Annotated in this window: 16 protein-coding genes; 3 read left to right on the top strand and 13 right to left on the bottom strand. The window is 46.6% G+C overall.

Going from position 1 to position 24,038, the window contains the following annotated elements; genetic code table 11:
- Positions 1–10: 10 nt before the first annotated feature.
- The 4 genes from RS891_RS09255 to RS891_RS09240 all read right to left on the bottom strand — a co-directional run bounded on the left by RS891_RS09255 (position 11) and on the right by RS891_RS09240 (position 5,142).
- The gene (locus RS891_RS09255) at positions 11–142 is read right to left on the bottom strand and encodes a paeninodin family lasso peptide (RefSeq protein ID WP_157258540.1); all 132 of its coding nucleotides are present in this window, start codon (positions 140–142) and stop codon (positions 11–13) included.
- Between the two features lie 81 nt (positions 143–223).
- The gene (locus RS891_RS09250; RefSeq protein WP_315795137.1) at positions 224–2,155 is read right to left on the bottom strand and encodes an asparagine synthase-related protein; all 1,932 of its coding nucleotides are present in this window, start codon (positions 2,153–2,155) and stop codon (positions 224–226) included.
- On the bottom strand, positions 2,152–3,420 hold the full coding sequence (locus RS891_RS09245; RefSeq protein WP_315795136.1) for a sulfotransferase family protein: 1,269 nt from the start codon (positions 3,418–3,420) through the stop codon (positions 2,152–2,154). Before RS891_RS09245 ends, RS891_RS09250 begins: the two co-directional genes overlap by 4 nt.
- Positions 3,421–3,801: 381 nt before the next feature.
- On the bottom strand, positions 3,802–5,142 hold the full coding sequence (locus RS891_RS09240; RefSeq protein WP_315795135.1) for an MFS transporter: 1,341 nt from the start codon (positions 5,140–5,142) through the stop codon (positions 3,802–3,804).
- A gap of 262 nt (positions 5,143–5,404) precedes the next feature.
- Here RS891_RS09240 and yhbH point away from each other — a divergent pair, with 262 nt between their 5' ends.
- Together yhbH and RS891_RS09230 are read left to right on the top strand one after the other, a co-directional pair.
- Positions 5,405–6,571, top strand: a complete 1,167-nt coding sequence (gene yhbH, locus RS891_RS09235) for a sporulation protein YhbH (RefSeq protein WP_053780501.1) — start codon at positions 5,405–5,407, stop codon at positions 6,569–6,571.
- Positions 6,568–8,007, top strand: a complete 1,440-nt coding sequence (locus tag RS891_RS09230; RefSeq protein WP_113051666.1) for a SpoVR family protein — start codon at positions 6,568–6,570, stop codon at positions 8,005–8,007. The genes yhbH and RS891_RS09230 overlap by 4 nt, the downstream gene beginning before the upstream one ends.
- Positions 8,008–8,072: 65 nt before the next feature.
- On the opposite strand, the gene RS891_RS09225 is transcribed toward RS891_RS09230, so the two are convergent.
- The 7 genes from RS891_RS09225 to RS891_RS09195 form a co-directional block, all read right to left on the bottom strand.
- The gene (locus tag RS891_RS09225; protein ID WP_315795134.1) at positions 8,073–10,544 is read right to left on the bottom strand and encodes an EAL domain-containing protein; all 2,472 of its coding nucleotides are present in this window, start codon (positions 10,542–10,544) and stop codon (positions 8,073–8,075) included.
- 299 nt (positions 10,545–10,843) lie between these two features.
- Positions 10,844–12,466 carry an ABC transporter substrate-binding protein gene (locus RS891_RS09220; protein ID WP_315796248.1) on the bottom strand — a complete coding sequence of 541 codons (1,623 nt, stop codon included), beginning with the start codon at positions 12,464–12,466 and terminating at the stop codon, positions 10,844–10,846.
- 178 nt (positions 12,467–12,644) lie between these two features.
- Positions 12,645–14,393 (bottom strand): sensor histidine kinase, encoded by a 1,749-nt coding sequence (locus RS891_RS09215; RefSeq protein ID WP_309304307.1) that lies wholly within the window; start codon positions 14,391–14,393, stop codon positions 12,645–12,647.
- Between the two features lie 11 nt (positions 14,394–14,404).
- Positions 14,405–16,027, bottom strand: coding sequence for a response regulator (locus tag RS891_RS09210; protein ID WP_315795133.1), 1,623 nt, complete (start codon positions 16,025–16,027; stop codon positions 14,405–14,407).
- A 231-nt stretch (positions 16,028–16,258) separates the two neighbouring features.
- Positions 16,259–17,263, bottom strand: a complete 1,005-nt coding sequence (locus RS891_RS09205; protein WP_113051663.1) for a LacI family DNA-binding transcriptional regulator — start codon at positions 17,261–17,263, stop codon at positions 16,259–16,261.
- A 129-nt stretch (positions 17,264–17,392) separates the two neighbouring features.
- Positions 17,393–18,397, bottom strand: coding sequence for a protoglobin domain-containing protein (locus tag RS891_RS09200; protein ID WP_315795132.1), 1,005 nt, complete (start codon positions 18,395–18,397; stop codon positions 17,393–17,395).
- Positions 18,398–18,643: 246 nt separating this feature from the next.
- Complete coding sequence (locus RS891_RS09195) at positions 18,644–20,539, bottom strand: PrkA family serine protein kinase (protein WP_090895267.1); 1,896 nt, start codon at positions 20,537–20,539, stop codon at positions 18,644–18,646.
- 362 nt (positions 20,540–20,901) lie between these two features.
- On the opposite strand from RS891_RS09195, the gene RS891_RS09190 reads away from it, so the two are divergent.
- Entirely contained in the window at positions 20,902–21,747 is an 846-nt protein-coding gene (locus RS891_RS09190) for a DUF2161 domain-containing phosphodiesterase (protein ID WP_315795131.1), read from the top strand.
- Between the two features lie 100 nt (positions 21,748–21,847).
- Here RS891_RS09190 and RS891_RS09185 read toward each other — a convergent pair whose 3' ends face one another.
- Both RS891_RS09185 and RS891_RS09180 read right to left on the bottom strand, forming a co-directional pair.
- Positions 21,848–22,474: an FMN-dependent NADH-azoreductase gene (locus tag RS891_RS09185; RefSeq protein ID WP_063564259.1), complete on the bottom strand. Its 627-nt coding sequence runs from the start codon at positions 22,472–22,474 to the stop codon at positions 21,848–21,850.
- Positions 22,475–22,713: 239 nt separating this feature from the next.
- Positions 22,714–23,937, bottom strand: a complete 1,224-nt coding sequence (locus RS891_RS09180; RefSeq protein WP_113051660.1) for an aminotransferase-like domain-containing protein — start codon at positions 23,935–23,937, stop codon at positions 22,714–22,716.
- Positions 23,938–24,038 lie beyond the last annotated feature (101 nt).

Genomic DNA, 24,038 nt, shown 5'->3' with positions numbered 1-24,038 from the left:
ACTAAACAACTTAGGAAGTTGGATCATAAAGATCAGCATCGTGGACAGTAACCCAGTCGATCTGTTTGTAACCTACTCCTGCCATCGTTTGGTTCACTTCCAATACTTCCAGTGCTGGTGCTTGCCATTCCTTTTTTTCCATTTGCATCGTGTTCACCTCCTCTCATGAGTAAACTGATTAATGGATCTTTCCCGGCTCATATCGCTACACCCATTAGCTGCATCAGAACTTTCGGATAAATCGATACACGATCAGACTATGCATCATCAACCGCAAGTCCGGGTGTGAAGCGAGCTCAGGCCGAGGATTCGGAAAATTCGCAAGTGCGGACTTGATTCGCTCTGTGTTCAATATGCCCGCGACCCGGCTGTCAGAACATAACGCACGCAATTCGGCAGTAAAATCGCCCCAATTGGGAATCATGCGATGCAACCAATCCGCGGGCTGAACACCGCGTACTCGCTGGTTTAATCTCACTTTGTCAGGCAACTCAGGTGAGGTAGCCCGCCTTATCAAGGCACGATCCGTACCTTGATTAACATATTGTTCAATCGGTACGGACAGACAGAAACGAATCACTCTGGCATCACTCGTAGGGTCACGCTCCCACGCCCGATAACGAAGAGAGCATTTGGTTGCAACAGCACCATTTTTGTTCGCAATGGCCAGGTTGTTGAATTTCTCTGCCCTTACTTTGAGAGCGTCTGCCTGAGCACCGCCTTGCAGAACGATAACGGATTTGAGCCGTTCCAATACACCTGTTCGGCTAGCAAACTCCGGATGGATTAATTGCACAGATGCGGCTTGTGCAGCGCCCTTGGACATCGATTTGAACAATTCCGGGTACGCTTTACGGCCTGTAATTTTGGCAATTCGTGAGAATTTCATCCCGGTTCGTTCACTGTACTGCTGCATTTCCCGGAGCCACCTGAACCAGCGTCCGCTTTTTAGCAAACTGGCGTAATAATCAAGTGCTGGGCCCCAGGAGACCGTGAAGTTGCCCCGAGCTCCAGTCAATAGAATGCCTGCATCCTGCTGGCTCGCCTTTTCATAAAAACCACGAATCCAGAATGAGTTCTCAAAGTATTTATAAGGCATTTCCATAATATCAAGCCAAGTGTCCACTTCACTAAGTGGGCTTCTACCCTCAAAATCAAGATAATTCTCCGTGATATTGCCGACATGATTAACCGTAGACTGGATAAACGGTCGCTCATCTGCTAACAGTGTTTTCGATGTGTAATCCGTAAAGTCAGACACCGGGACATAGCTGTACGCATTTAACGTTTTCCCTTGACTGCGCAGTGTTCCTGAGGCATATCCAACCACAGCCCCGGAATCCAGCCCTCCGCTTAAAGCAGCAGCCACCTGTCGATGCGTTCGCAATCGTGATCCAACAGCTTGACCGAACACCTCACGAAATGCTTCTACATATTCCCCGTCGGACTTGAGTTTTAGAGGCTCCACTTCATCCCAGCGATGATATTGTTTCTGTTCCAACCTGCCATCCCTGAAACTAAGCGTATGAGCAGGAGGCAGCTGACTCACTCCGCGATAGACGGTAGAATGGATATCTGCCGAGTCATGCATATCGGGAATGGCAAGAAATTCGGACAGCCAGATCTCATTCAGTTCTTTATGTACACCCTCCAATTGCAGTAACGGATTCATTAAGGTACAGAAGGCAAACCGCTCACCATCATGCCGAAAATAAAACGATCTCATGCCTGTAATATCTCTGGCAGCAAATAGTCTGCGCTTGCGCTCATCCCAGATTGCGAAGGCGAAATCGCCAAGCAGTTTCTCTGCCATATGTTCATCCCATCGCTGGTAGGCTCGCAGGATCAGTTCACTGTCCGACAATCCGGCTAACTCCGCCCTCGAAATGGACAGTTGATCTGCCAGCTGCTCCCGATTATCCAAAATGGCATCCGCCGTGATGGTCAGACCACTCATTTCATCATATAAGGGCAATTGCTCACTGACTGACTCGGGCGTAATCCACTGGGCATGGCAACTCAGGAAAGCTTCATTACCTTTCCACACCCCCGTTGTATCCGCCGGAACGTGGCCCAGACTGGCATATAAACGCCAACTGTCCTCCCATAACGCTTGCTGACCATCGGTGTGAACAATTCCTGCTATAGCGCTCATGACTTTCCTCCCCGGAGTATCTTGCGCTGTGAAGCCCAGGCGCTTATCTGGTTACCAAACGGAATCAAGGATTTGATACGCTGAATCTTGCTGTGAGCAGACGCAAGCTGTACCTTCAATCGTTCCCGCTCATTGTACCCTCGCTCCAGCCGATTATCGGCTGCACGTAATGCGGCTTCCAACTGCCTGATCGTTGCCAGTGCGGCCAGTGTCGGGTCAATTGCATCGGGTTCATTCGCTGCCTGATTATCCCTGTTTTCATCTGGAGTATTGCTCACTAGGTCTACAGGCTGCATCCGGTAACCTTGCTTCCAGCTGCTGCCCGTTGCTTCGGAGAATTGACGCGTTAGCTTGGATATGACTTCCTCATCCGGGCCAGCTTCGTAACGTACACCCGTCCATTGCTCGGCTTCTTCGAGCTGTTCACTGTATCCCATCCGATGAAACATATCTGCGCCTATCACCCGGCAATAGAATTCAACTTCCTGTGGATCTAGTGTTTTTTTCCAGTTGTTAACAGAATCCTTATGAGATTCCTGATGTGAAGATAGAAACGGATCACCGACACCCATACTATAGAACATATTGGACTTTGTACTGTCCACAAAGCGTCCATATTGCTCTATTCCCTCTTCATATCCGATGCCAAGAAAACCGCATAACTTTTCCATTTCGTCCCGAGGGTTGGAGACAAGTTGTTCGTACTGAACTTCATAGGCATTCGTGTGTTTGTCCGCAAAATAATCGTTCAAACGGAGCATGCCCAGTGTGAGATCAACTGCTTTCATATTAAGGTTCGGACTCTGCAAGCTGCGAATCAGTTCGAATCCTTCTCCTGTATGGCGATTTACCTTTTTGTAGGAAGCAGCTATGGCAAGGGGGTTACGCTGGAGATGAATGCGCTTGGACTGTGGAAACAGGAGATCAAGCCATTCCAGCATATAATAGTAACGAGGAGATTTATCTACGATGAAGTCTGCCCCGCTCCCCTCCAGAAATCCGTTATAGATTTCAAGAGCAAAGCTTCTGCACGCCTTCTCAAAACCTTCGTCTGATACCATAGCGCTGTAAAACTGACGGATGATTGCACTTCCACCATAGGGGCGGGAATCAGCCTTCTGCAAATCTACAAGATTCATCAGAAACCACATCTCCTGTGTGGCAAATACACGGCTGTGATTTTGCAGCATCACGGTGGATAGCGAACTTCCACTGCGAGGTACACATAGTAGTAAGACAAGTCCGTTACCATGAACATCTACCAATGGCAGCCTCTCCTCTGTAAAATTAAAATAAGCATGCAGTTGGTATAGCTCTTTATATCAATATCCACTAATATTCCCATACAGGAATAGGTAATATGGATGATGTACTTTCGACAATCTTTAGATACGATATGTATTCATACTTTTACTCTATGATACAAAATGTATCATGTCAATCTTTTATTTTCACCTTTTCATAATATCTTTCTATCCACTCTATTCTGTTCTCTGTCGTTTAAGCACTTATACTTCTTTTATCACCCTCACCATCTACTACTGTTGCATAAACATGAAAAAGCTCCAGAGCAGTTTACGAATAAACAGGCCCACGGAGCTACTATTATTAATGACGAACATTAGCTATAGAACGTTAATAACCACTCATCCAGTCGATCTTGCCTCTGAGTTTTTTCCCGAAATGGGATGATGCATCCACCCCTGCCCTTCTTCCTGATCGGCCTGAATCGCATCCGACATCCCCTGCTGCACTTTAACAGTCACCAGCACTGCAATCCCCGCAGCGAAAAAGAAAATTAGAGACAGAATACCCCAACGCGTTGACCCTGTTAATTGGCCCACCCAACCAAATACAAACGGCCCAAAAATGGAAGAAAACTTGCCTGTAATATTCACAAATCCAAAATATTCTCCAGTTCTGCCAGCAGGCATCAAATTACTGAACAAGGAACGCGCTGTCGATTGACTTACGCCCTGCACTAGGCCAACCAGCCCTGCGAGCAGGTAAAAATGAATGGCTGACGTCATGAAATACCCTAAGATAACGATGCATATGTAAATAGACAAGCTTACCATCAACACCTGCTTCGCACCCCAACGCTGTGCCCATGCCCCAAGCAACAATGTGCAAGGAAAACCAATAAACTGGGTCAGTAACAAAGCCAGCATCAGATCTGCTGTTCCGATCCCAATGCTTGTTCCATAGATCGTTGCCATCAAGATAATCGTGTTAATGCCATCATTGAAAAACCAGAAAGCAACCAGCATTCGCATCAGCTGCGGAAAACGCCGTATCTGGCGAAAAGTTTGGCCAAGTCTGCGTACACCCACACCTGCATACCCTTTCCACGACTTGGGCATATCTGGTGCAGCAGGTCGACGCGGGGCATGGCGGAATAAAGGAATGGAAAATACCAACCACCACAACGCTACGGAAATAAAAGCAAGTCTTGTTCCCGAAAGTGTACTCGCCATCCCAAACCACCCCGGCTGCTGAATCATGAGCATATTGATCGCAAGCAGCAATCCTCCGCCAATATAACCATAAGCATAGCCTTTGGAGGAGATCATATCTCTTCGATCGGCTGACACCAGATCAGGCAGCATTGCATCATAGAATGTATTTCCACCTGCAAACCCGATCGTCGAAATGACCAGCAGTGCAGAAGCGAGCAGCCAGTCTCCCTCCCCAATGATGCTGAATCCGAGTGTTGCGACGATGCCAATGATGGAGAATACTCGCAGAAAATCACCTTTGCGCCCAGATAAATCCGCTAATGTCCCCAGCAACGGGGTTAACAGCGCTACACATAACATACCGATGGAATGGGTATACGCCAGATAAGATGCTGCGGTTTCTGTATCCAGTGTGGCTGCTGCCACGGAAGCGTAAAAGACGGGGAGAACGGCTGCAAGTACCGTCGTCGCATAGGCCGAGTTGGCCCAATCATACATAATCCATGCCTTAACTGCCCGTTTATCCAAATGGTATCCTTCCTTTGCACACATCCCTCTGAGGGATGCCAAGTAAACACCTGTCCTTATTGTAAAGGAAGTTCGTCACACTTGTTCATCGTTTCTGTAAAAAAGTTCCGGTCAATCTGTACAATTTTAGATGATCCCGGAAGGCAAACTCGCGTAATTGTATCATTTTATCTACTCACGCATCACATATCGTGACTGCCCGTGAATATACTTAATTACCGACAGGCCAAACTGTGCCGCGTAATATATGGGGGGTGCCTACATGTCAAATTCACACCAGCCTTACTCGTTCGTCGTATCCCGGGAAGATTGGTCGCTTCACCGCAAAGGGTACCAGGACCAGCAACGCCATCAGCAAAAGGTTAAAGATGTCATCAAGCAGAATCTGCCTGATTTGATTACTGAAGAAAACATCATTATGTCCGACGGACAACAAATCATTAAGGTACCAATCCGCAGTCTGGATGAGTACCGTTTTGTGTATAACTACCAAAAGCAAAAACATGTGGGGCAGGGAGACGGTGACAGTCAGGTCGGGGATGTCATCGGTCGTGATCCTGCTTCGAAGAAGCCAGGCAAAGGCGAAAAGGCTGGCGATCAGCCCGGGCATGACATTGTTGAAGCTGAGGTGAGCATCGAGGAATTGGAAGATATGCTTTTTGCGGAACTGGAGCTTCCGGATCTGAAGCAAAAAGACAAGGATCAGATTGAGACACATACAGTGGTATTCAACGATATTCGCAAAAAAGGCATGCAATCCAACATTGACAAGAAACGTACCATATTGGAGAACTTGCGTCGCAACGCCACTACCGGCAATCCGGGTATTCACCATATCAGTCCGGATGATCTGCGTTACAAGACGTGGGAAGACAAAATCATTCCGCAGTCCAATGCGGTCATTATCGCCATGATGGACACTTCCGGGTCCATGGGCTCCTTTGAGAAATATTGCGCTCGGAGCTTTTTCTTCTGGATGACCCGCTTCCTCCGCCGTCAGTATGAGAAGGTCGAGATTGTTTTCCTCGCCCATCATACCGAAGCCAAGGAAGTGACCGAGGAAGAATTCTTCACACGAGGCGAAAGTGGAGGCACAATCTGCTCCTCTGTATATATGAAGGCACTGGAAATTATTGATAGCCGTTATCCTCCTTCCAGCTACAATATCTACCCTTTCCATTTCTCGGACGGAGATAACCTGACCTCGGATAATGAGCGGTGTGTCAAACTCATTGGTGAGCTGATGAAGCGCAGCAATATGTTTGGATATGGCGAGGTGAACCAGTACAACCGCAGCAGCACACTCATGTCCGCCTATCGTCATATCAAGATCGACCAGTTCATGTATTATGTGATCAAAGAAAAAGGCGAAGTGTACAAAGCTTTGCGCAGCTTTTTCCAGAAACGGGAAGGAGGCAGCGTAAGATGACAGATGAAATCCGCGACCTTGAATACGCCATTGCCGAGATTATGGAGATTGCCGATGGATTCGGCCTGGATTATTATCCGATGCGTTATGAAATATGCCCTGCCGATATCATCTATACCTTTGGAGCGTATGGTATGCCGACCCGGTTCAGTCACTGGAGCTTCGGGAAGACTTTTCATAAAATGAAGATGCAATATGATTTTGGACTCAGTAAAATTTATGAGCTCGTCATCAATTCCAACCCTTGTTACGCCTTCCTGCTGGATGGCAACTCGCTCATCCAGAACAAGCTAATCGTCGCACACGTGCTGGCTCACTGCGATTTCTTCAAAAACAACGCCCGCTTCTCCAAGTCGAATCGTAATATGGTGGAGAGCATGGCAGCGACGGCTGATCGGATCAGCAACTATGAGATGGAATATGGTACAGAGGCCGTTGAAGCGTTCATTGATGCCGTTATAGCGATTCAGGAACATGTCGATCCACAGTTGATCAAACCCCGCCACTTGGACAAACAACGTTATATGGAGATGAAAATGCGGGAGCAGCGTGGGGAGAAAACGCCAAGGCCGGAAGGTCGCTATGATGACTTGTGGTCCCTTGATGATACCCAGATCGAGGAAACACCTGCGGAAGGAATACAAGTGCATCACTTTCCACCAGAACCGGAAAAGGATGTAATGTGGTTTATTCAGGAATTTTCTGAAGTGTTGACGGATTGGCAGCGGGATATTATGAGTATGATGCGTGAGGAAATGCTCTATTTCTGGCCGCAGATGGAAACGAAAATTATGAATGAAGGCTGGGCCTCCTACTGGCATCAACGTATTATACGGGAGCTCGACCTGAACAGTGAGGATACGATTGAATTTGCCAAACTGAACTCTTCCGTCGTGCAGCCATCCAAGCAAAGTTTGAATCCCTACTATTTAGGGCTGAAAATATTCGAGGATATTGAACGTCGCTGGGATAACCCGTCCAAAGAAGAACGAGAACGTTTTGGTCGTCAACCTGGGCAAGGTCGTGCCAAAATGTTTGAGGTGCGCGAATTCGATTCCGACACCTCATTTATACGCAATTACATGACCAAACAATTAACCGAAGACCTCGATCTCTATGTATTCGAGAAAAAGGGCCCGGACTGGAAAATTACCGACAAGTCCTGGCAAAACATACGGGATCAGCTTGTATTTTCACGCATCAACGGTGGTTCACCGTATCTCGTCGTTCAGGATGCCGATTACCTGCGCACAGGAGAACTCGTGCTCAAGCATCAATATGAGGGCATCGAACTGGATCTGAAATATATGGAACGAACCCTTCCTTATCTGTACCGTCTCTGGGGTCGTACCGTCCATGTGGAAACACGGGTAGAAGATAAACCGATCTGGTTCACCTATGACGGCAAGAAGCATCACCGCAAGTTTTTATCATAAGAATAAAAAAAAGCGGCAAGTCCCTGGCATATGGCGGGGACTTGCCGCTTGGCATTTCAGTGAACTTATAGTATCGTTGGAGCTCCATGCAGCCTTAGTGGCACAAAAAAGTCATGTTCCACTTCGCTTGCCGGCAATGGACGACTGAAATAATATCCCTGAATTTCACGGCAATCATTCTGCATCAGAATATCCAGCTGTCCTTTCGTCTCGATCCCTTCGGCAATCACTTCCATCTTCAGATTCTGAGCCATTGATATGATCGTGGCCACAATGGCCTGGTCGCTTCGGCTCTCCGTAATATCTGTCACGAAAGAACGGTCAATCTTTAACTTATGAATTGGGAAATGCTTCAAGTAACTCAGCGAGCTATATCCTGTTCCGAAATCATCCAGGCTGATTTTGACTCCAAGCGCTGTAAGTTCATTGAGAATACCTGTGGATACGGATGCATCCATCATCATGCTCTCTGTAATTTCCAATTCAAGATAGCGGGCATCGAGCCCCGTCTCCATGAGTGCATTTTTGACCTGCTCCACCAAGTTGGATTGATGAAACTGCTGACTAGACAAGTTAACGGATACCGGAATAAGCGGTCCGCCACTAGCATGCCAAAGTTTCATCTGTCTGCACGCTTCGCGCAGTGTCCAGTTCCCGATCTCATAGATCAAGCCTGTCTCTTCAGCTAGTGGAATGAACACATTCGGAGACAGAACACCCTTGTCTGGATGATTCCAGCGAATCAAAGCCTCCACGCCGATCATACGGCTGTCCTCTGTACGTATCTGGGGCTGATAATACAAGACCAGTTCATCCCGTTCCAGTGCTTTGCGCAAATACCCTTCCAGTTCAATTCGTTCATACAGCTCCGAATCCAATTGAGCGGTGTAAAACTGAAAACCGTTTTTGCCATTTTTCTTCACTTCATACATCGCAGAGTCTGCATGCTTCAACAACGCATCTGCTCCTGTTCCATGATACGGATACATCGCGATCCCGATGCTGGCTGTAACGTAAAAGTCGTTCTCCTTTAATCGATAAGGCAGCTGAATGGCACGGACAATCCGTTCTGCCAGTTCGGCCACCCGTTCCTCATTCCCCTGCTCATTCGTAACCACCAGTGTGAATTCATCGCCCCCCATTCGAGCAAGCATGACATTATCCGTCGCCTTCGGGTCTGAATCATGGATTGCACTCATAATTCTGCTGCTCACTTCTCGAAGAAACACATCTCCAATGGAATGTCCGAGGGAGTCATTAATCATTTTGAAACGGTCGATATCCATCACCATAACCGCAAATGAACTGCCTATTGCCCCAGAAGTCGCGATCGTGCTCTCCAGCACATCATCCAGCTTACGGCGATTTGGAAGCCCGGTTAGTGGATCATGCAGGGCCTGATGGCGGATGCTCTCCTGAGCCTGTTTCTCCTCAGTGATATCTTTGATCAGAATGTGGCTTCCCTGATGTTTTCCATCAATCAGTACTGGTACTACAGCAATACTTAGATCAAGATGATTTCCCTGAACGTTTTTCATTGTACCCGTGAAATGCTGCTGCTCACGAGTATCATCATCCCACACGACATGCTGCATTTCACTTGTCCAATGAATATCAACATACTGTGAAATCTCATCAATAGAACGATGAATAATCTCTCTTTCCTGATACCCTGTAATTCTTGTGACTGCAGCATTAATCCCCTTGATAGCCCCTTGCTTATCCACCGAAATAATGGCATCTGAATGGTTTTCGTACAGGGCCTGATACCACTGTTCATTTTCATGAATCCGGCGATCCTTCTGAGATAGACGCTGATTAATAAAGATGCCGAACAAGGTCAACCCCAATGCAATAAAAGTACCCGCAGCGATCAGATATGCGAGAAGTGAAGGTTCAATCTGGAGCCCTGAACCAGCCATTGCATCATGTGCATGATGAAATTGTGCAGCTGACATTCCCGTATAATGCATTCCTGTGATACCGAGCCCCATAATAAGTCCGCTGCCCATCTTGTACACCCATGTATAACGTGATTGATACTGTCGGAAGAAAAACATGAGCCACAAGGCAGCAAATGAAGCTAAAGCTGCGATCAGGATGGATAACAACACTATGCCTGGTTCATATGTGATGGTAACCGACATGGCAGCCATACCGATATAATGCATGCCGCTAATACCTGCGGTCATGAGCACTCCTGCGATCAGGAGCTTGCTTATTTTACCTGACTGCTGACCTGCAATATTTAACGCAACACCAGATGCAATAATTGCAAGCAGAACGGATAGAAAGACCTCACCTGTGGAATACGACACATGCATAGGAAGAACAAAAGCCAGCATGCCCACAAAATGCATGGACCAGATTCCCAAACCCATTGAAACGGCCCCGCAGGTAAGCCAGACATTTCGGGACATGCCTTTAGCCAGACTTACCCGGCCCGCAAGGTCAAGCGCCGCATAAGAAGCCAACGCTGCAATAATGTAAGATAAAATAACCAGTTCTAAGTTGTACGTTCCATGTAGGTGCTCCACTCAATTTGTCCTTTCAACCGGGGAATGCCTTGTATGTATGCAAAATGTAAAAAAGAAGCGAGTACGCTGTCTGGATGACAGGCACTCCCTCCACATCATTTGTCTGGAGACCACCGACTTGTTATTAAGCCAAAGTCATACATCTCTAACCCGTTAATATTGATGTATATAGTCTAAACGTCCCAGGTGTGAAAATCAACACTTTTTTCCAGATAAAACGAATGTTTAATATCGTCAAATTCCCATCCACCATGCGCCTTACAGGCGTTTATCCCTGCCTGCATCCTTTCCTCGCCACCTTATTCTCCTTGAACCAGTTTTGCCTTCTTGCGAACTTCTTCGGTCATCGTCTGCTCGTAGCCCTTTACATCAAGCTTGTTGAATTCCCTCACATATTCATCCCAGACCTTGTTAAAATCAGCTGGACTGGAGAGAACCAGTTTGGGTACATATTTCTTTTGCAACTCCGTGCGTTTCTGCCCATAGATATGGGCTGGTGAGCCTTGATCAAAAGCAATGCTCCAAGCCGGGTACCATGGACGTTCATCCGGCGCAGCAAACAGCTGGGAGAACGTCTCCACGTCATACTTCTCCAGAATGAGCTTATCTCCATCCGAATAGGAGAACTGGGCAACTTCGGGTTGTCGTTCTACACCGACAGAGTTACCGTCAGGAAGAGTCGAACCATTACCGTAACGCGGCCAGCTGTACTCAAAATATTTGAATCCGAATGATTGACGGAACTCATCTGAATCTGTTTTCCGAATCATTTCTGGTGAGCGAGTAAACCGCCCCTTGTCATCCACTTCGTAGGTCTCTCCTTCGATGCCCCAGTTGGACAGAATCTGATTCTCATCCGTTAACAGGTTATCGAAATATTGAATAATACGAACTGGATCTTCCGCGCTTACGGTAATGCCAATCCCACGGTTATTCACAAAGCTTGGTGGATCAGTATACTGATCCTTAGTATTTGCGTCGTATACAATAGGCAGTGCCATATATCGCAAATCGTCGTTGCCTGCTTCCTTCAGATTGTTCATTTCCTGCCCTACCTGCCAAGCATAATCAAAGAACCCAAGCACTTTCCCACTGGTCACTTTCGCAAGATACTGGTCATAATTATCAACAAAGGAGGACTTATCGAACAGCCCGAATGAATTCATTTCATTCAGCTTCTGCATCCATCGTTTGGTCTCAGCGGTTGCTCCATAGTCCCTCGCTTTCTGTGTCTGCATATCCACCATGATGGCTCCATCATTCGGATAGCCTGCAAGATGCATGGCCGGGTTGGTAATTGTAAAAAATTTATCATCATACGTCAGTGACAGAAACCCAGTTAATCCTTCATTTTTGTGCTTGTCAGCGTATTGTTTAATCAGATCCATGTATTCATCCAGTGTGGTGATCTTTGGATATCCAGCCTCCTTCAATATACGACGCTGTACCCAGAAGGCACCTTGATCCACATTCGGATTAGGCAGATATTCTCCAACCACTGCGCTCATGGGCAAAAAATAAATGTTGCCGTCTTCTTCTTTCATCAGATTATAGTACGGCTCGTACACCCGTTTAATGTTTGGGCCATACTGATCAATCAGATCGTTGAGCGGAATAAATGCACCCGCATCCACGATTTTATCAATAGCCCCATCCGGTACCATCACATCCGGGTACTTGTTGCTCGCAATCATCGTTCCGATTTTGGTATTAATATCACCAACGAGGTATTCAATTTTGAAATTAACCCCGGTTTGTTCTTCCAGTTTTTTGCCTATTGTAGTTTCGTTTGTGTTGATGTCCTTGCCAGAACCTGCTTTAAAATACGTGAATGTCACTTTATCTGTGCTTTCTTTGCCGTCTCCCCCTGCTCCCGCTTCCGGTTTAATCTCACTTCCTCCAAAAGAACACGCCGTTACCATGGTCAAAGCTAATACTGCCGGCAGCCAGCGCTTCAGTATGTGGTTAACCAATAGGTACGCACCCTCTTTCTCCCCACACTAATGTAAGCACTTTCATTATAAGGCTGAAGACAAACTTTGTTTACCGGATAAACTATAGTTTTTTGCATTAGAATGTTTGATGCTTTGCCGATTTTTATTATTCTTCAAGCGGTAAACCAATTTCCACACGTGTACCTTCCCTAGGAGCGCTCTCGATTTGAATATGGAATCGGCTATCGTAGATCAGTTTCAGACGATAGATGACATTCTGCACACCTACACGATCACCCATTGAGTCTTCCGTTTCCACGTATGAGAGCAGCTGCTTTCTTTTGTCATCTGTCATACCTGCCCCGGAATCCTCCACCTCACAGATCAGTTCTGTACCTATTCGCCGAATACGAAGTCGAATCTCTCCACCTTCCTTCAGTGGTTCGATGCCATGAATGCTGGCATTTTCAACAAAAGGCAACAATGTCATCTTGGGAATGGAACAATTCGCAGCCTCTGGGTCCAGATCAATCGTATAATTCAGTTTGTGACCAAAACGGTATTTCTGGATTTCAAGAAAGCAGGTTACGTACTCCAATTCTTCCCGTATGCTGACTTTATCCTGATTCCAGGTTAAGGCATTTCGAAAAATTTTAGCCATATGATAAATAATTCGTGCCGTCTCATCCTCATCTTTCATAAGACTGCGCATGCGGATGGTCTCCAGCGCGTTGAACAAAAAGTGTGGATTAATTTGGCTCTGCAATGCATTTAATTGGGCATGCCGCCGCTGCAACTCCAAATTTTTATGTTGAATGTCTGCCACGTAGACGTCGTTAATCAAACGATGGATCGTCATCGTCATGCGATTGAATTCGGCTGTCAGCTGCCCAATCTCGTCCGTCGATTCCGGCTGTCTGATCGGTTCAAATCGCTGATGCTTCACTTTTTCCATGTGTTTCAATATTCGTGCCAGCCTCACGTGGATTGTGCGTGTCATCCAGATAATGATCCAGGTAGGCAGAATCAGATTAATACAAGCCAGTACAACGACGAGGTGACTGGATTTGCCCAATTCCTTGTAAATCTCAGATTCATCGAACACCCCATTGATTTTCCATCCCTCCATTTCACCGGACAATGGATAGGCCATTTCAAACTCTTTCTTAGTTAGTTGATTCATGACATCGCTATAATTCACGAGTTGACTCGTCCATGGAATACCAGAATCCGTCGAGTAATCTATTTGTCCAGCCGGATTAATCAGATAGAGGTTACCCTGTACGTTAAGGTTGGTGAAAATCTGGCGAATCGTCGACGGCTTCAGATCCAGTCGTACGAACTTTTCCTTCCATCCGGGCAGAGCTTCATAATAATTGAGTTTGCGTAAAATGCTGAACGTCTGCCGATTCCCTTCAGGGCCGGATCTCATCAGAATGGGTGCGGAGTGTTCACTATTTGTCAGCATCCTGTATGGCTCGGACTGTCGAACCTCTTCGGTCAGAAACTCAACTCCCCCCGAAGGAAGTACACTTTCGTTATCCACATATATCGTCAATCCTTGGAGTGAGCGGTAGCCCGAGTAATAGGTATTCAGGATTTTGCGAAGATAGGAATCGTAGGCTTCGATATATTGAACCGGATTTGTGTAAATCGCATCCAGCATGTTATTTAATATGCTATCCGTATAAAAACTTGAGGAAAAATCGGCCGCATTGCGAATTTCCCCCATAAATTGACTTCGAATCTGTTCCATTCCTTTGGAAAGATCAGCCATTCGCTGGGATTTTACGTTCGCTATAGTCACCTGATAAAAAATAACATTAGTCAGGATAACCGGTACGAGTACAAAGAAGAGATATAAGATGAGCATTTTATCGCGTAAGCGGATATTATTAAAAAAGTTGAGCTTCAAAACATCATCTCCTACCCTTCATCCAGGATACGATTTCGATATTCCGTAGGAGAACATGATTCCGTTTTCTCAAATTGAGTCGCGAAATAGTCACTGCTTCCGAACCCAACCCTCTCGGCAATTTCATATACTCGCATATCCGTCTGACGCAGCAGCTTCTTGGCTTCCTCCGTCCGAAGCTGAAGCAGGAAGTCGTTGAAATACATTCCATACACCTTGCGGAAGCGCTGCCCCAAATAGACCGGATTCATGTAAAATTCGGAGGCAATACTTCTCAAACTGATATTGCTACTGTAGTTGGCTTCAATATAATGTTTGATTTTTGTCATGGCACCCCTGTGATTGTACTGACGCTGTTCCGCCAACTTCCGTGCTGAATCCACCATGAACATCGTCAACAGCTGCCTGGCCTCAGCCAATGTTCCCCGCTCCGCTTGCCATGCCAGAATTGGTTTGAACGAAGGTATCTCTTTTACATTCGCTTCAGCCGATTTCAGAATTGATAGTACAGCTGAGATCAGTTGGTGGATCGCTGACGTCACTGCAACAGGAGCGTAATTGGCCGTTCTCATACCGGTGAACCATTCATTCACTGCATGCTCCAACGTCTGAACACGTTGCTCCTCCATAAGTGTCAGAAGTTCCTGCTCCTTTTCATGATCGGTATGCACCCACTGTACAGTCTCATGCTGCATGTCATCGTACAGGACGATCCCGCTCTTCTCTGAAATGAATTTATAGGAAACCGCCTTTAGTGCAGTCTGATAGGCATGTCCAATGAGAAAAGGTTCATAACAAACCTTCCCGATATATATACTTACAGAGCTATAGCTCATTTCGGCGAAGCAAGATTGCATTTGCCCGGCCACCGCTTGAAGATTCATGGAATAGGGGCGTAGATGTTCCGCAGTTAACAGAACTCCAACACGTTCACCGTGCTCTTTTACATGCAAATACAGGCGATTTTCATACATCTTCCCAAGAACAGACTGCACAATTCGGACAAAATTCTCCTCTTTTCCGGCTCTTGGCCCCTCCTCTTGAATCGTATCCGAAACCCAGAAATGTGACGTGTTGTCCTCAAACAGCAGATATGCCAGCGCGTCGCCAGTCCGTGTATCCGTCAATTCAGTCCACTGTTCAACCGTTTTCGAATCCGATTCGCCATAAATAAACTGATTAAGTAATCTGCCGTATTCCTGCTCACGTCTGGTTTGTTCAGCATGTTTGCGCCGATTCAACTCCTCCGCCAGCTTGTGTAAAGTGCCTTCCAGTTCAATCTCATCAATTGGCTTCAAAATATAATCCTGTACCCCGTACCTCACGGCCTGCTGGGCGTAAGCAAAATCATTATATCCGCTCACGATGACAAAATAGGGCTGCTTGACCTTGGTTAGAACCTGCCCATCACGCTCAACCGTGCGCCGAATCAATTCCAGTCCATCCGTCTCCGGCATGCGTATGTCCGTAATGACGACGTCAGGATGCAGCTGTTCGATCTGTGCCCAAGCCTCATCCCCATCATTCGCCTCTCCAGCCACTTCGAACCCGCATGCTTCCCAGCGAATCAGTTTTCGAAGTCCTTTGCGTGCGTACACTTCATCATCAACCAACAGTACCCGATGCATGCCCATCACCCGTCCCTCTGAATGATAATTGCCAGTATTCTTATATTCATCAGCAAAAAGAAAGCGATTACATTAAAATTTGTATTATTATGCCTTTTATTGTTAAGGTTAGTGGTGCAAAAAGTCAACAGCTATTCCTGCCAGATATGCACAACAACTTCTGATATCCGTTATTTCTTAAATAGAAATGGCATACCAAAAAAGCACAGCCCCTAGGCTGTGCTGGTTTGAAGACCTTTACGCTTGCGCAGGTGCAGTCGTTTGACGAATCACCAGATTGGATGGCTCTGTTATGACTGGTGGAGTATAAGCAGGATTTTCAATCATGGCGATAAGATATTCAATGGACTTGATCCCAATGGAATGAATATTTTGATTAATCGTGGTCAACCCCGGTTTGAACACTTCTGCATAATATGTGTTATCAAATCCAACTACAGATACATCCTCCGGCACCCGTAAACCATGCTTCTCAATTTCGTGGATCGCACCGAAAGCAGACATATCTGAAGCACAGACAATCCCTGTAGGCTGTTCCTTCAATGCAAGCAATCGGCGAGCTGCCTTACTGCCACCATCGAAAGAATAGTCACAGACCTCCAGGTAAACTGTTGAATACGGAATGCCGCAGACACGCAAGCCTTCCCGATATCCATCCAGTCGAAGATTCGCTACAGCAGGCCCAAGTGTACCTGAAATATAAGCAATTTTCTGGTGACCCAGTTCATGCAAATGCTTCACACTCATGGCAATGGCATTTGCATTATCCGTCGTTATGTATCCTGCCCGCTTGCCAAACAAGTCGGTATCAATGAACATCGTCGGAATCTCCGCAGTAACCAATTCCTGAAGGCTCTTGTTGTCTCTTCCTTCTCCGAATACAACAACACCATCCACATTTCGGCTGCGGCAATGCTTAATAAACGAGTATGTCGGATCATCAAAACGTGTAGATAAGCGAACAAGATCGTATCCGCTGTTTTCCAGCGCTGTTTTGATTCCTTCAAGCAGCTCCGATACAAACGGATTGGTAAAAGGAACCGTCAACAATACACCTACCGTCCAAGAACGGCGTTTAACAAGTCCACGTGCAACCACATTTGGTTGATATTTCAATAGTTCGATGGCTATATTGACTTTTTTGCGAGTTTTGTCACTTACATCGGGATAATCGTTCAGCACTTTGGAAACGGTTGCAACAGATACGCCCGCCTCTTTGGCCACATCATGGATAGAAGCCACCTGATCACCTCAACCTCTTTCAAATCCCCTGTCTCCGGCTGCATTCACTATAACATCGGCAGGTTTGTCTACCCATTATAGCTTAAAACAGCCAGAAACGGTATCACAGCTTCCGGCCGGTATTACCGACTAATCTTGATGATCCAATTTCCTTAGATCAAGTGCCAGTTTCTCCATAGTGGTAGCAAAAACCGCAAGCTCTTCTGAACGGGATGCCTGACGCCTTGCTCCCGAAGCGGTATGCTCCGACTCCTGTTGCACACTGCCCAGCTTCTTCATAATTTGGGCCAGGTTCGACTGGATTTTCCCTTGGGCCTCACGCGAACTAGCTGCAAGCTTGCGAACCTCACTGGCAACCACCTCGAATCCCCGGCCGAATTCTCCTGCATGCGCAGCTTCAATGGCGGCATTCAAGCCCACGAGATGGCTCTGATCCGAGATTTCACGAATGATCTCACCCATTTTGCCAATCTGATGAATCTCCTTGGTCAGCTCTTCCAACAGTCCATTGGCCTGATCCTGAGAGGCAGCCGTTTCCCTAGCTACATCCGAAATAGCCTGAGCATTTTCATTTAATTCACTAATCATGCCTGTCAGCTGCTGGGTAATCTGTGTGATCGCCAGCAACGTGTGCTGCTGATCTTCAGCAAGTTGATTTAATTTCTCCTTTTCCTTCTTCTCGTAAGCCTCCAGTACAAGCTGTGAATCGAGGTTGAACATTTTACTGAGGGCCTGGATGACCAGATGCCAGCGTTCAGGAATGACTTGCTGGAATATGCTTGTCGCAATATCGAGGTACACCATATAAGTGCCCAGATAATAATCTTCCGACAAACCAATGCGAGAATGAACCAGTCCGATCGCAATGCGTTGTTCAATGTATGCATCATCAACTACACCATCGGCCATGGATAACCAGTACAGCTTTTGTGTTTCCTTCAAACGGTCAATGGAAGAGAAGCGGGCAATCAGATCGACCAAATTCGGATAATTGCCCACATGATTGTAGAAGTGATCTACCACTTCGTCCACGACTTTCTCAAAAGCAGGTCGATGATCAGCAAGCAATTGCAAATCTTCGGCGGTCAATCCAATATAATCAAGTTGTTGTTGTCTTGCTACAGCAATACTCATAACTAGTTCTGTCAGCTCCTTAATAACCACAAAAAATATTAAATTGTAAATATCTGTTTACCGATTATAGACTAAATGACCTAATTTTACATATACCATTAGAACTAATTTGTCATCAAATTGACCTTCTTTGTCAGTTTAGTAGTCCAAATTGTACATCTGCCAATATAAAAAGACCCCTGACCCTGCTGTGAAGGAGCCTCACAGCAGGCGTCAGGAGCCTGATTCGGAATGGTTCGTTGCAAATCAGCGATTTAACAGACTGCCCACATAACGGAGCAATTCGTTTGCGCTGGCTGCGGTATATCCATGTTCTTCAATCAACCGTTTAATTACTTCATTCATTCGTTTCAGTTGCGTCGCATCCGGTGTCTTGGTTGAAGTTGTAATCTTCACAATATCCTTCAAGTCAGCGAACAATTTCTTTTCAATCGCTTCACGCAAACGATCATGACTGCTGTATTCGAATTTCCGTTCCTTGCGGGAATAAGCCGAGATGCGGATCAATATCTCTTCCCTGAAAGCCTTTTTGGCATTCTCGGAAATACCGATCTGCTCCTCAATTGAACGCATCAAGCGCTCATCCGGGTCCATCTCCTCATCCGTCAGTGGATCACGTATTTTGGACCAGTTGCAGAATGCCTCGATATTATCGAGGTAGTTTTCAAACAGTGTTCTGGCCGACTCTTCGAACGAGTAAACAAACGCTTTCTGCACTTCCTTCTTCGCGAGCTCATCATATTCTTTCCGAGCCAGAGCAATAAAGTTCAGATAACGTTCGCGTTCCTCTTTGGAGATCGAAGCATGTTGATCCAGACCATCCTTGATCGCCCGGAGAATATCCAATGCGTTAATGCACTGAAGGTTTTGCTTAATCAAAGCACTGGATATCCGGTTGATGACATAACGTGGATCAATGCCCGACATGCCTTCATCCAGATATTCATTTTGCATCTCACGCAGATCGGCTTCTTTGTACCCTTCAACTTCTTCACCATCATACATCCGCATTTTTTTGACCAGATCCATGCCTTGTTTCTTCGTTTCTTTCAAGCGGGTAAGTATGGAGAAAATGGCTGCAGTCCGCAGTGCATGCGGTGCAATATGGACATGCTTCATATCACTTTGCTGAATGAGCTTGCCGTAAATCTTCTCTTCCTCGGAGACCTTCAGGTTATAGGGAATCGGCATGACGATCATCCGGGATTGCAAGGCTTCATTCTTTTTGTTGGAGATAAATGATTTGTACTCAGATTCATTCGTATGCGCCACAATCATTTCATCCGCACTGATCAAGGCAAATCGGCCTGCTTTAAAATTTCCTTCCTGCGTCAGCGACAACAGGTTCCACAAAAACTTCTCATCACATTTCAGCATCTCCTGAAATTCCATCAATCCACGGTTGGCCTTGTTTAATTCACCGTCAAAACGATAGGCCCGCGGATCGGACTCGGAGCCGAATTCGGTAATGGTTGAGAAGTCGATACTTCCCGTCAGATCGGCAATATCTTGGGATTTAGGATCGGATGGGCTAAATGTTCCAATTCCGACCCGGTTATCCTCGGAAATAATGACCCGTTCTACTCGTACCTTACTGATATCACCGCCATATTCCGTCCGAAGACGCATCTGGCAGGATGGGCAGAGATTGCCCTCAATGCGGACACCGATCTCCTTTTCCACTTCCGGACGAAGCTCCAGCGGAATCAGATGCAGGGGCTCCTCATGCATTGGGCATCCTTCAATAGCGTATACAGCCCCCTTCTCTGTACGGGAGAATTGTTCAAGGCCACGTTTCAGCAGCGTTACCAGTGTGGACTTACCTCCACTTACCGGACCCATAAGCAGCAGAATCCGTTTACGAACATCCAGACGGCGTGCTGCGGAGTGGAAATATTCTTCCACCAGCTTTTCAATGGACCGATCCAACCCAAAGATCTCCTGTTCAAAAAACTTGTACCGTTTGTGCCCCCCAACTTCCTCCACGCCAAACGATTCAATCATCTGGTACACTCGTGCGTGAGCCGTCATTGCCGGAGTCGGATCCTCTCTCAGCAGTGCAATATAATCTTCAAATGTCCCGTTCCATGATAAACGGTCACTCTCTGCCCGATGTTCCGCAACGCGTTCAAAAATATTCATGCTTGGTACCTCCCATGGCTCCTTTAGTGTGATTGTCAACCATTCCGAATGGTATGAAGAAATCAATAGAATTACGGCTTGTGCTTGAATACCAATCTTGCGGTCCGGATTAGTCCCGCCACCCTCTGTCCAAACATCATGTATTGTTGTGAAAAGTGTATTACATACCTATGCGGCAAATCGGATAAGTTGACCTCTTTTTTTCAATCCGCGGGTCTTAATTTGAGGCTTTCCCTGTTCTATCAGACATCTTTGTGCACTCAGAAAAAAAAGAACGGATATGATATAATGAAGGTTCTAAATTCAGATAACGGAACAATAGATGGCCAGAGACGAGCCACTTCAGGGAAGGAGCAGAAACGATGGCAGTAAAGTACGAAACCGAGTTATATTCGCCTGTAAAGGCTTTTTTCGAACAACGCGGCTACGACGTGAAGGCTGAAGTCAAACATTGTGACCTGGTTGGGGTCAGATCGGATCAGAATGAACCACTCATTGTGGAGATGAAAAAAACATTTAATCTGTCTCTGCTGCTGCAGGGAATGCAGCGCCTGAAGCTCAGCCCCTTCGTGTATCTGGCTGTTGAGCGGAATCGCAGCAAGCGTGGTGCTGTGAACCAGCGCTGGGGCGAATTGACCGCCCTGTGCAGACAACTTGGATTGGGGCTTATCACCGTCACGTTCTACAAAACCAAATCACCTCTGATTGATGTGCTGTGCGAACCTGCTGTCCAGGGTCATTTGTCTGGTAACGGCAACGGTGTCCGTAAAGGCGGGATCCGGCGGCAACGACTGCTGAAGGAATTTGACGAGCGCAGTGGTGACTACAACACGGGAGGAAGCACACGCAGGCAGCTGGTCACCGCTTACAGAGAAAAGGCATTACGTGTAGCTTCCGCCCTTCGCGTTCATGGAGAAGCCTCCCCCGCCTTGATCAGTAAACAGACAAGTGTGGGTTCCGCTGCGGCCATTTTGCAAAAAAACTATTATGGTTGGTTTGAGCGGCTATCCCGTGGACGATATGTGCTGACGGTTAAAGGTGTGCAGGCACTGACCGAGCATGCTCACATGCTTGAGGATAATGATATGATTGAACGGAGTATAAATGAACTAGAAATGGCTTTTTCCTTAAATCAACATGACGACAGTGAGCTGGAGCATATTGCGGAAGCAGCTGAGCCCTACCTGATCCATGGAAGGGATGACTAAGGCAAGTGGCAGTGTAGCTTCCATGCAAAATGCAGATGCAGAAAAGCCCATTATCTCCAACGGAGATAATGGGCTTTTCTGTGTTTCTATATATAGGCTATTAGAAGCTTGCTGCTACTTCGGAAGCCAATTTCAGACCTGCTGCTACGATCTCTTGGGAACGGTCAGGTGAAGCATTGTGACCTTCAACGATAACCAGTTCAGGGTTTTGGATACCCCAGAAGTTCAGTACATTTGTTACATATTTCACGGACATTTCAGCAGATGCCATTGGCTCTACGGAGTAAACTCCGCCACGTGCGTTCAACAATGCCACTTTTTTGTCGCCTACCAGACCTACAGGGCCTTCAGCAGTGTATTTGAACATTTTGCCAGCTTGGCTCAGGTAGGAAATGTAGTTCACCAGTGGTGCTGGAACAGTGAAGTTCCACAGTGGGAATGCAAATACTACTTTGTCTGCTGCCAAGAATTGATCTTGCAATTGTGCTGCCAGTGCAGCTGCTTTTTGCTCTTCTGCAGTTGCTTCGATACCATTAGCCGCTTTGTATCCACCTGTAATTACAGTGTTGCCGTAGTAAGGAATATCTGTATTGTAGAGATCCAGTTCGGTAACTGTGTCACCTGGGTGGGATTCTTTGTATGCGCTCAAAAATGCATCGTACAATTGTACGCTGACTGCTTGATCTGCAGGACGGTCGTTTGCTTTGACAAATAAAATGTTAGACATGTTTGTTCCCCCGTTAGTTAAAATATATGAGTGCTTCTCCTGAACTTGCAATGAATGCAGCTTATATAAAGAAAACAACAACTCATTAATACATATTATATATAAAAATGTTAGTGGATGCAATAACGTAATTACTTTGGGGGTAACTTATTTGCTTCCAAATCCAATGCCTGGAATTTCTGCTGTCACAGGTTCCAGGCAAGAATTTGACCAAACATTCTTTCTTTTCTATATCCGGTTTAACTCCGGGCTGTAAACTCTGTTATGGACTCACTGATCAGATTCATGCCAAGGAGCAACTCATCCCGGCCGGGATGGCTGAAGTTTAATCGGATGTACCGATGATCCTGTTCACCCGTGGAGCAGAGGGAGCCTGGTAGAAAGGATACTCCTTTTAACAGCGCTGCCTTGAGCAGGGCTCCACTGTCCAATCCATCCGGAAGCTGTACCCACAGATACATCCCCCCTTCTGGAATGCTGTACTGGCTGCCTTTCCATCCCGGACGCTTCAATAATTCGAGCATAAGCTTGAGTCTGGTCTTATACTCCCGATTCAGCATGGAGAGATGATCACTCCACTTAAAAGGAGAATGGGCAAGCAGTTGATACAACAACCGTTGATTCATGGGACTGGACTGTCCGTCTGCTATCCGTTTCACAGAAGCCATAGCCTGGATCAAGGCCGGATGTCCAGCAGCCCAGCCTGTACGCAGGGCAGGTGCTACAGTTTTGCTAAACGAACCAATGTATAGAACATGTCCACCCTGATCTGCTGTATCCAGCGCAAAGAGGGAAGGATACTTCCGGTAGAAGTCTCCAGGCTCCAATCCATCGAAATGAAGTTCGCCATAGGAATCATCCTCCACGAGCAGCACACCGTAACGTGAGCACAGATCTAGCACAGCCTCACGCCGTTCCATACTCCACAGCACGCCGGTTGGATTGGAAAAACTGGGTGCAGCAAAAAGCAGCTTCGGTCTCACCTGCTGCATGTGATGCTCCAAAAGGTCAGGCAAAATGCCATCCCCATCGCCTGTGACGGGCACAATTTTGGCACCTTGCATCTCCAAAACCTCGAGACAGCCTGGAGAAGTAGGATGCTCAACCAATACGGAATCTCCAGGCTCAAGCAGCAGACGCATCACAAGATCGATGGCCTGCTGGGTCCCTGTGGTCAATAGAATCTGCTCTGGGACTGTCCGTATGCCCTTGCGAGCATTCCAATCGTTGTCCAGCCATTCTCTCAACGGTCTGTACCCTGCTGGCTCGCCATACTGTAATGCGGAGGGTCCGGAACTAAATACAGACACCGCTGCTTCTTCCAGCAATTTGAATGGAAACAGCTCCTCCGCAGGCAGTTCTTCTGCCAGAGAAATGAAATAATCCCGACCAGACATCTCACGTATGTCCCTCAGCGGTGATGTCAAAAGCCTGTTTGTACGGGAGGCGAAGAAATATTTCATTGGTCCGTTCCCCTTTCATCCCTAATCCGAACTGTGCTCGCAGTCCGTAGCCCCTACAACCTATTCTTGTTGGACACTGAATATGACCAGACCGGACACTT

Source organism: Paenibacillus sp. BIC5C1 (genome assembly GCF_032399705.1).
Classification (GTDB): domain Bacteria; phylum Bacillota; class Bacilli; order Paenibacillales; family Paenibacillaceae; genus Paenibacillus; species Paenibacillus taichungensis_A.
The sequence above is the reverse complement of the archived record's forward strand: the minus strand, read 5'-3'. Positions and strand labels throughout refer to the sequence as shown.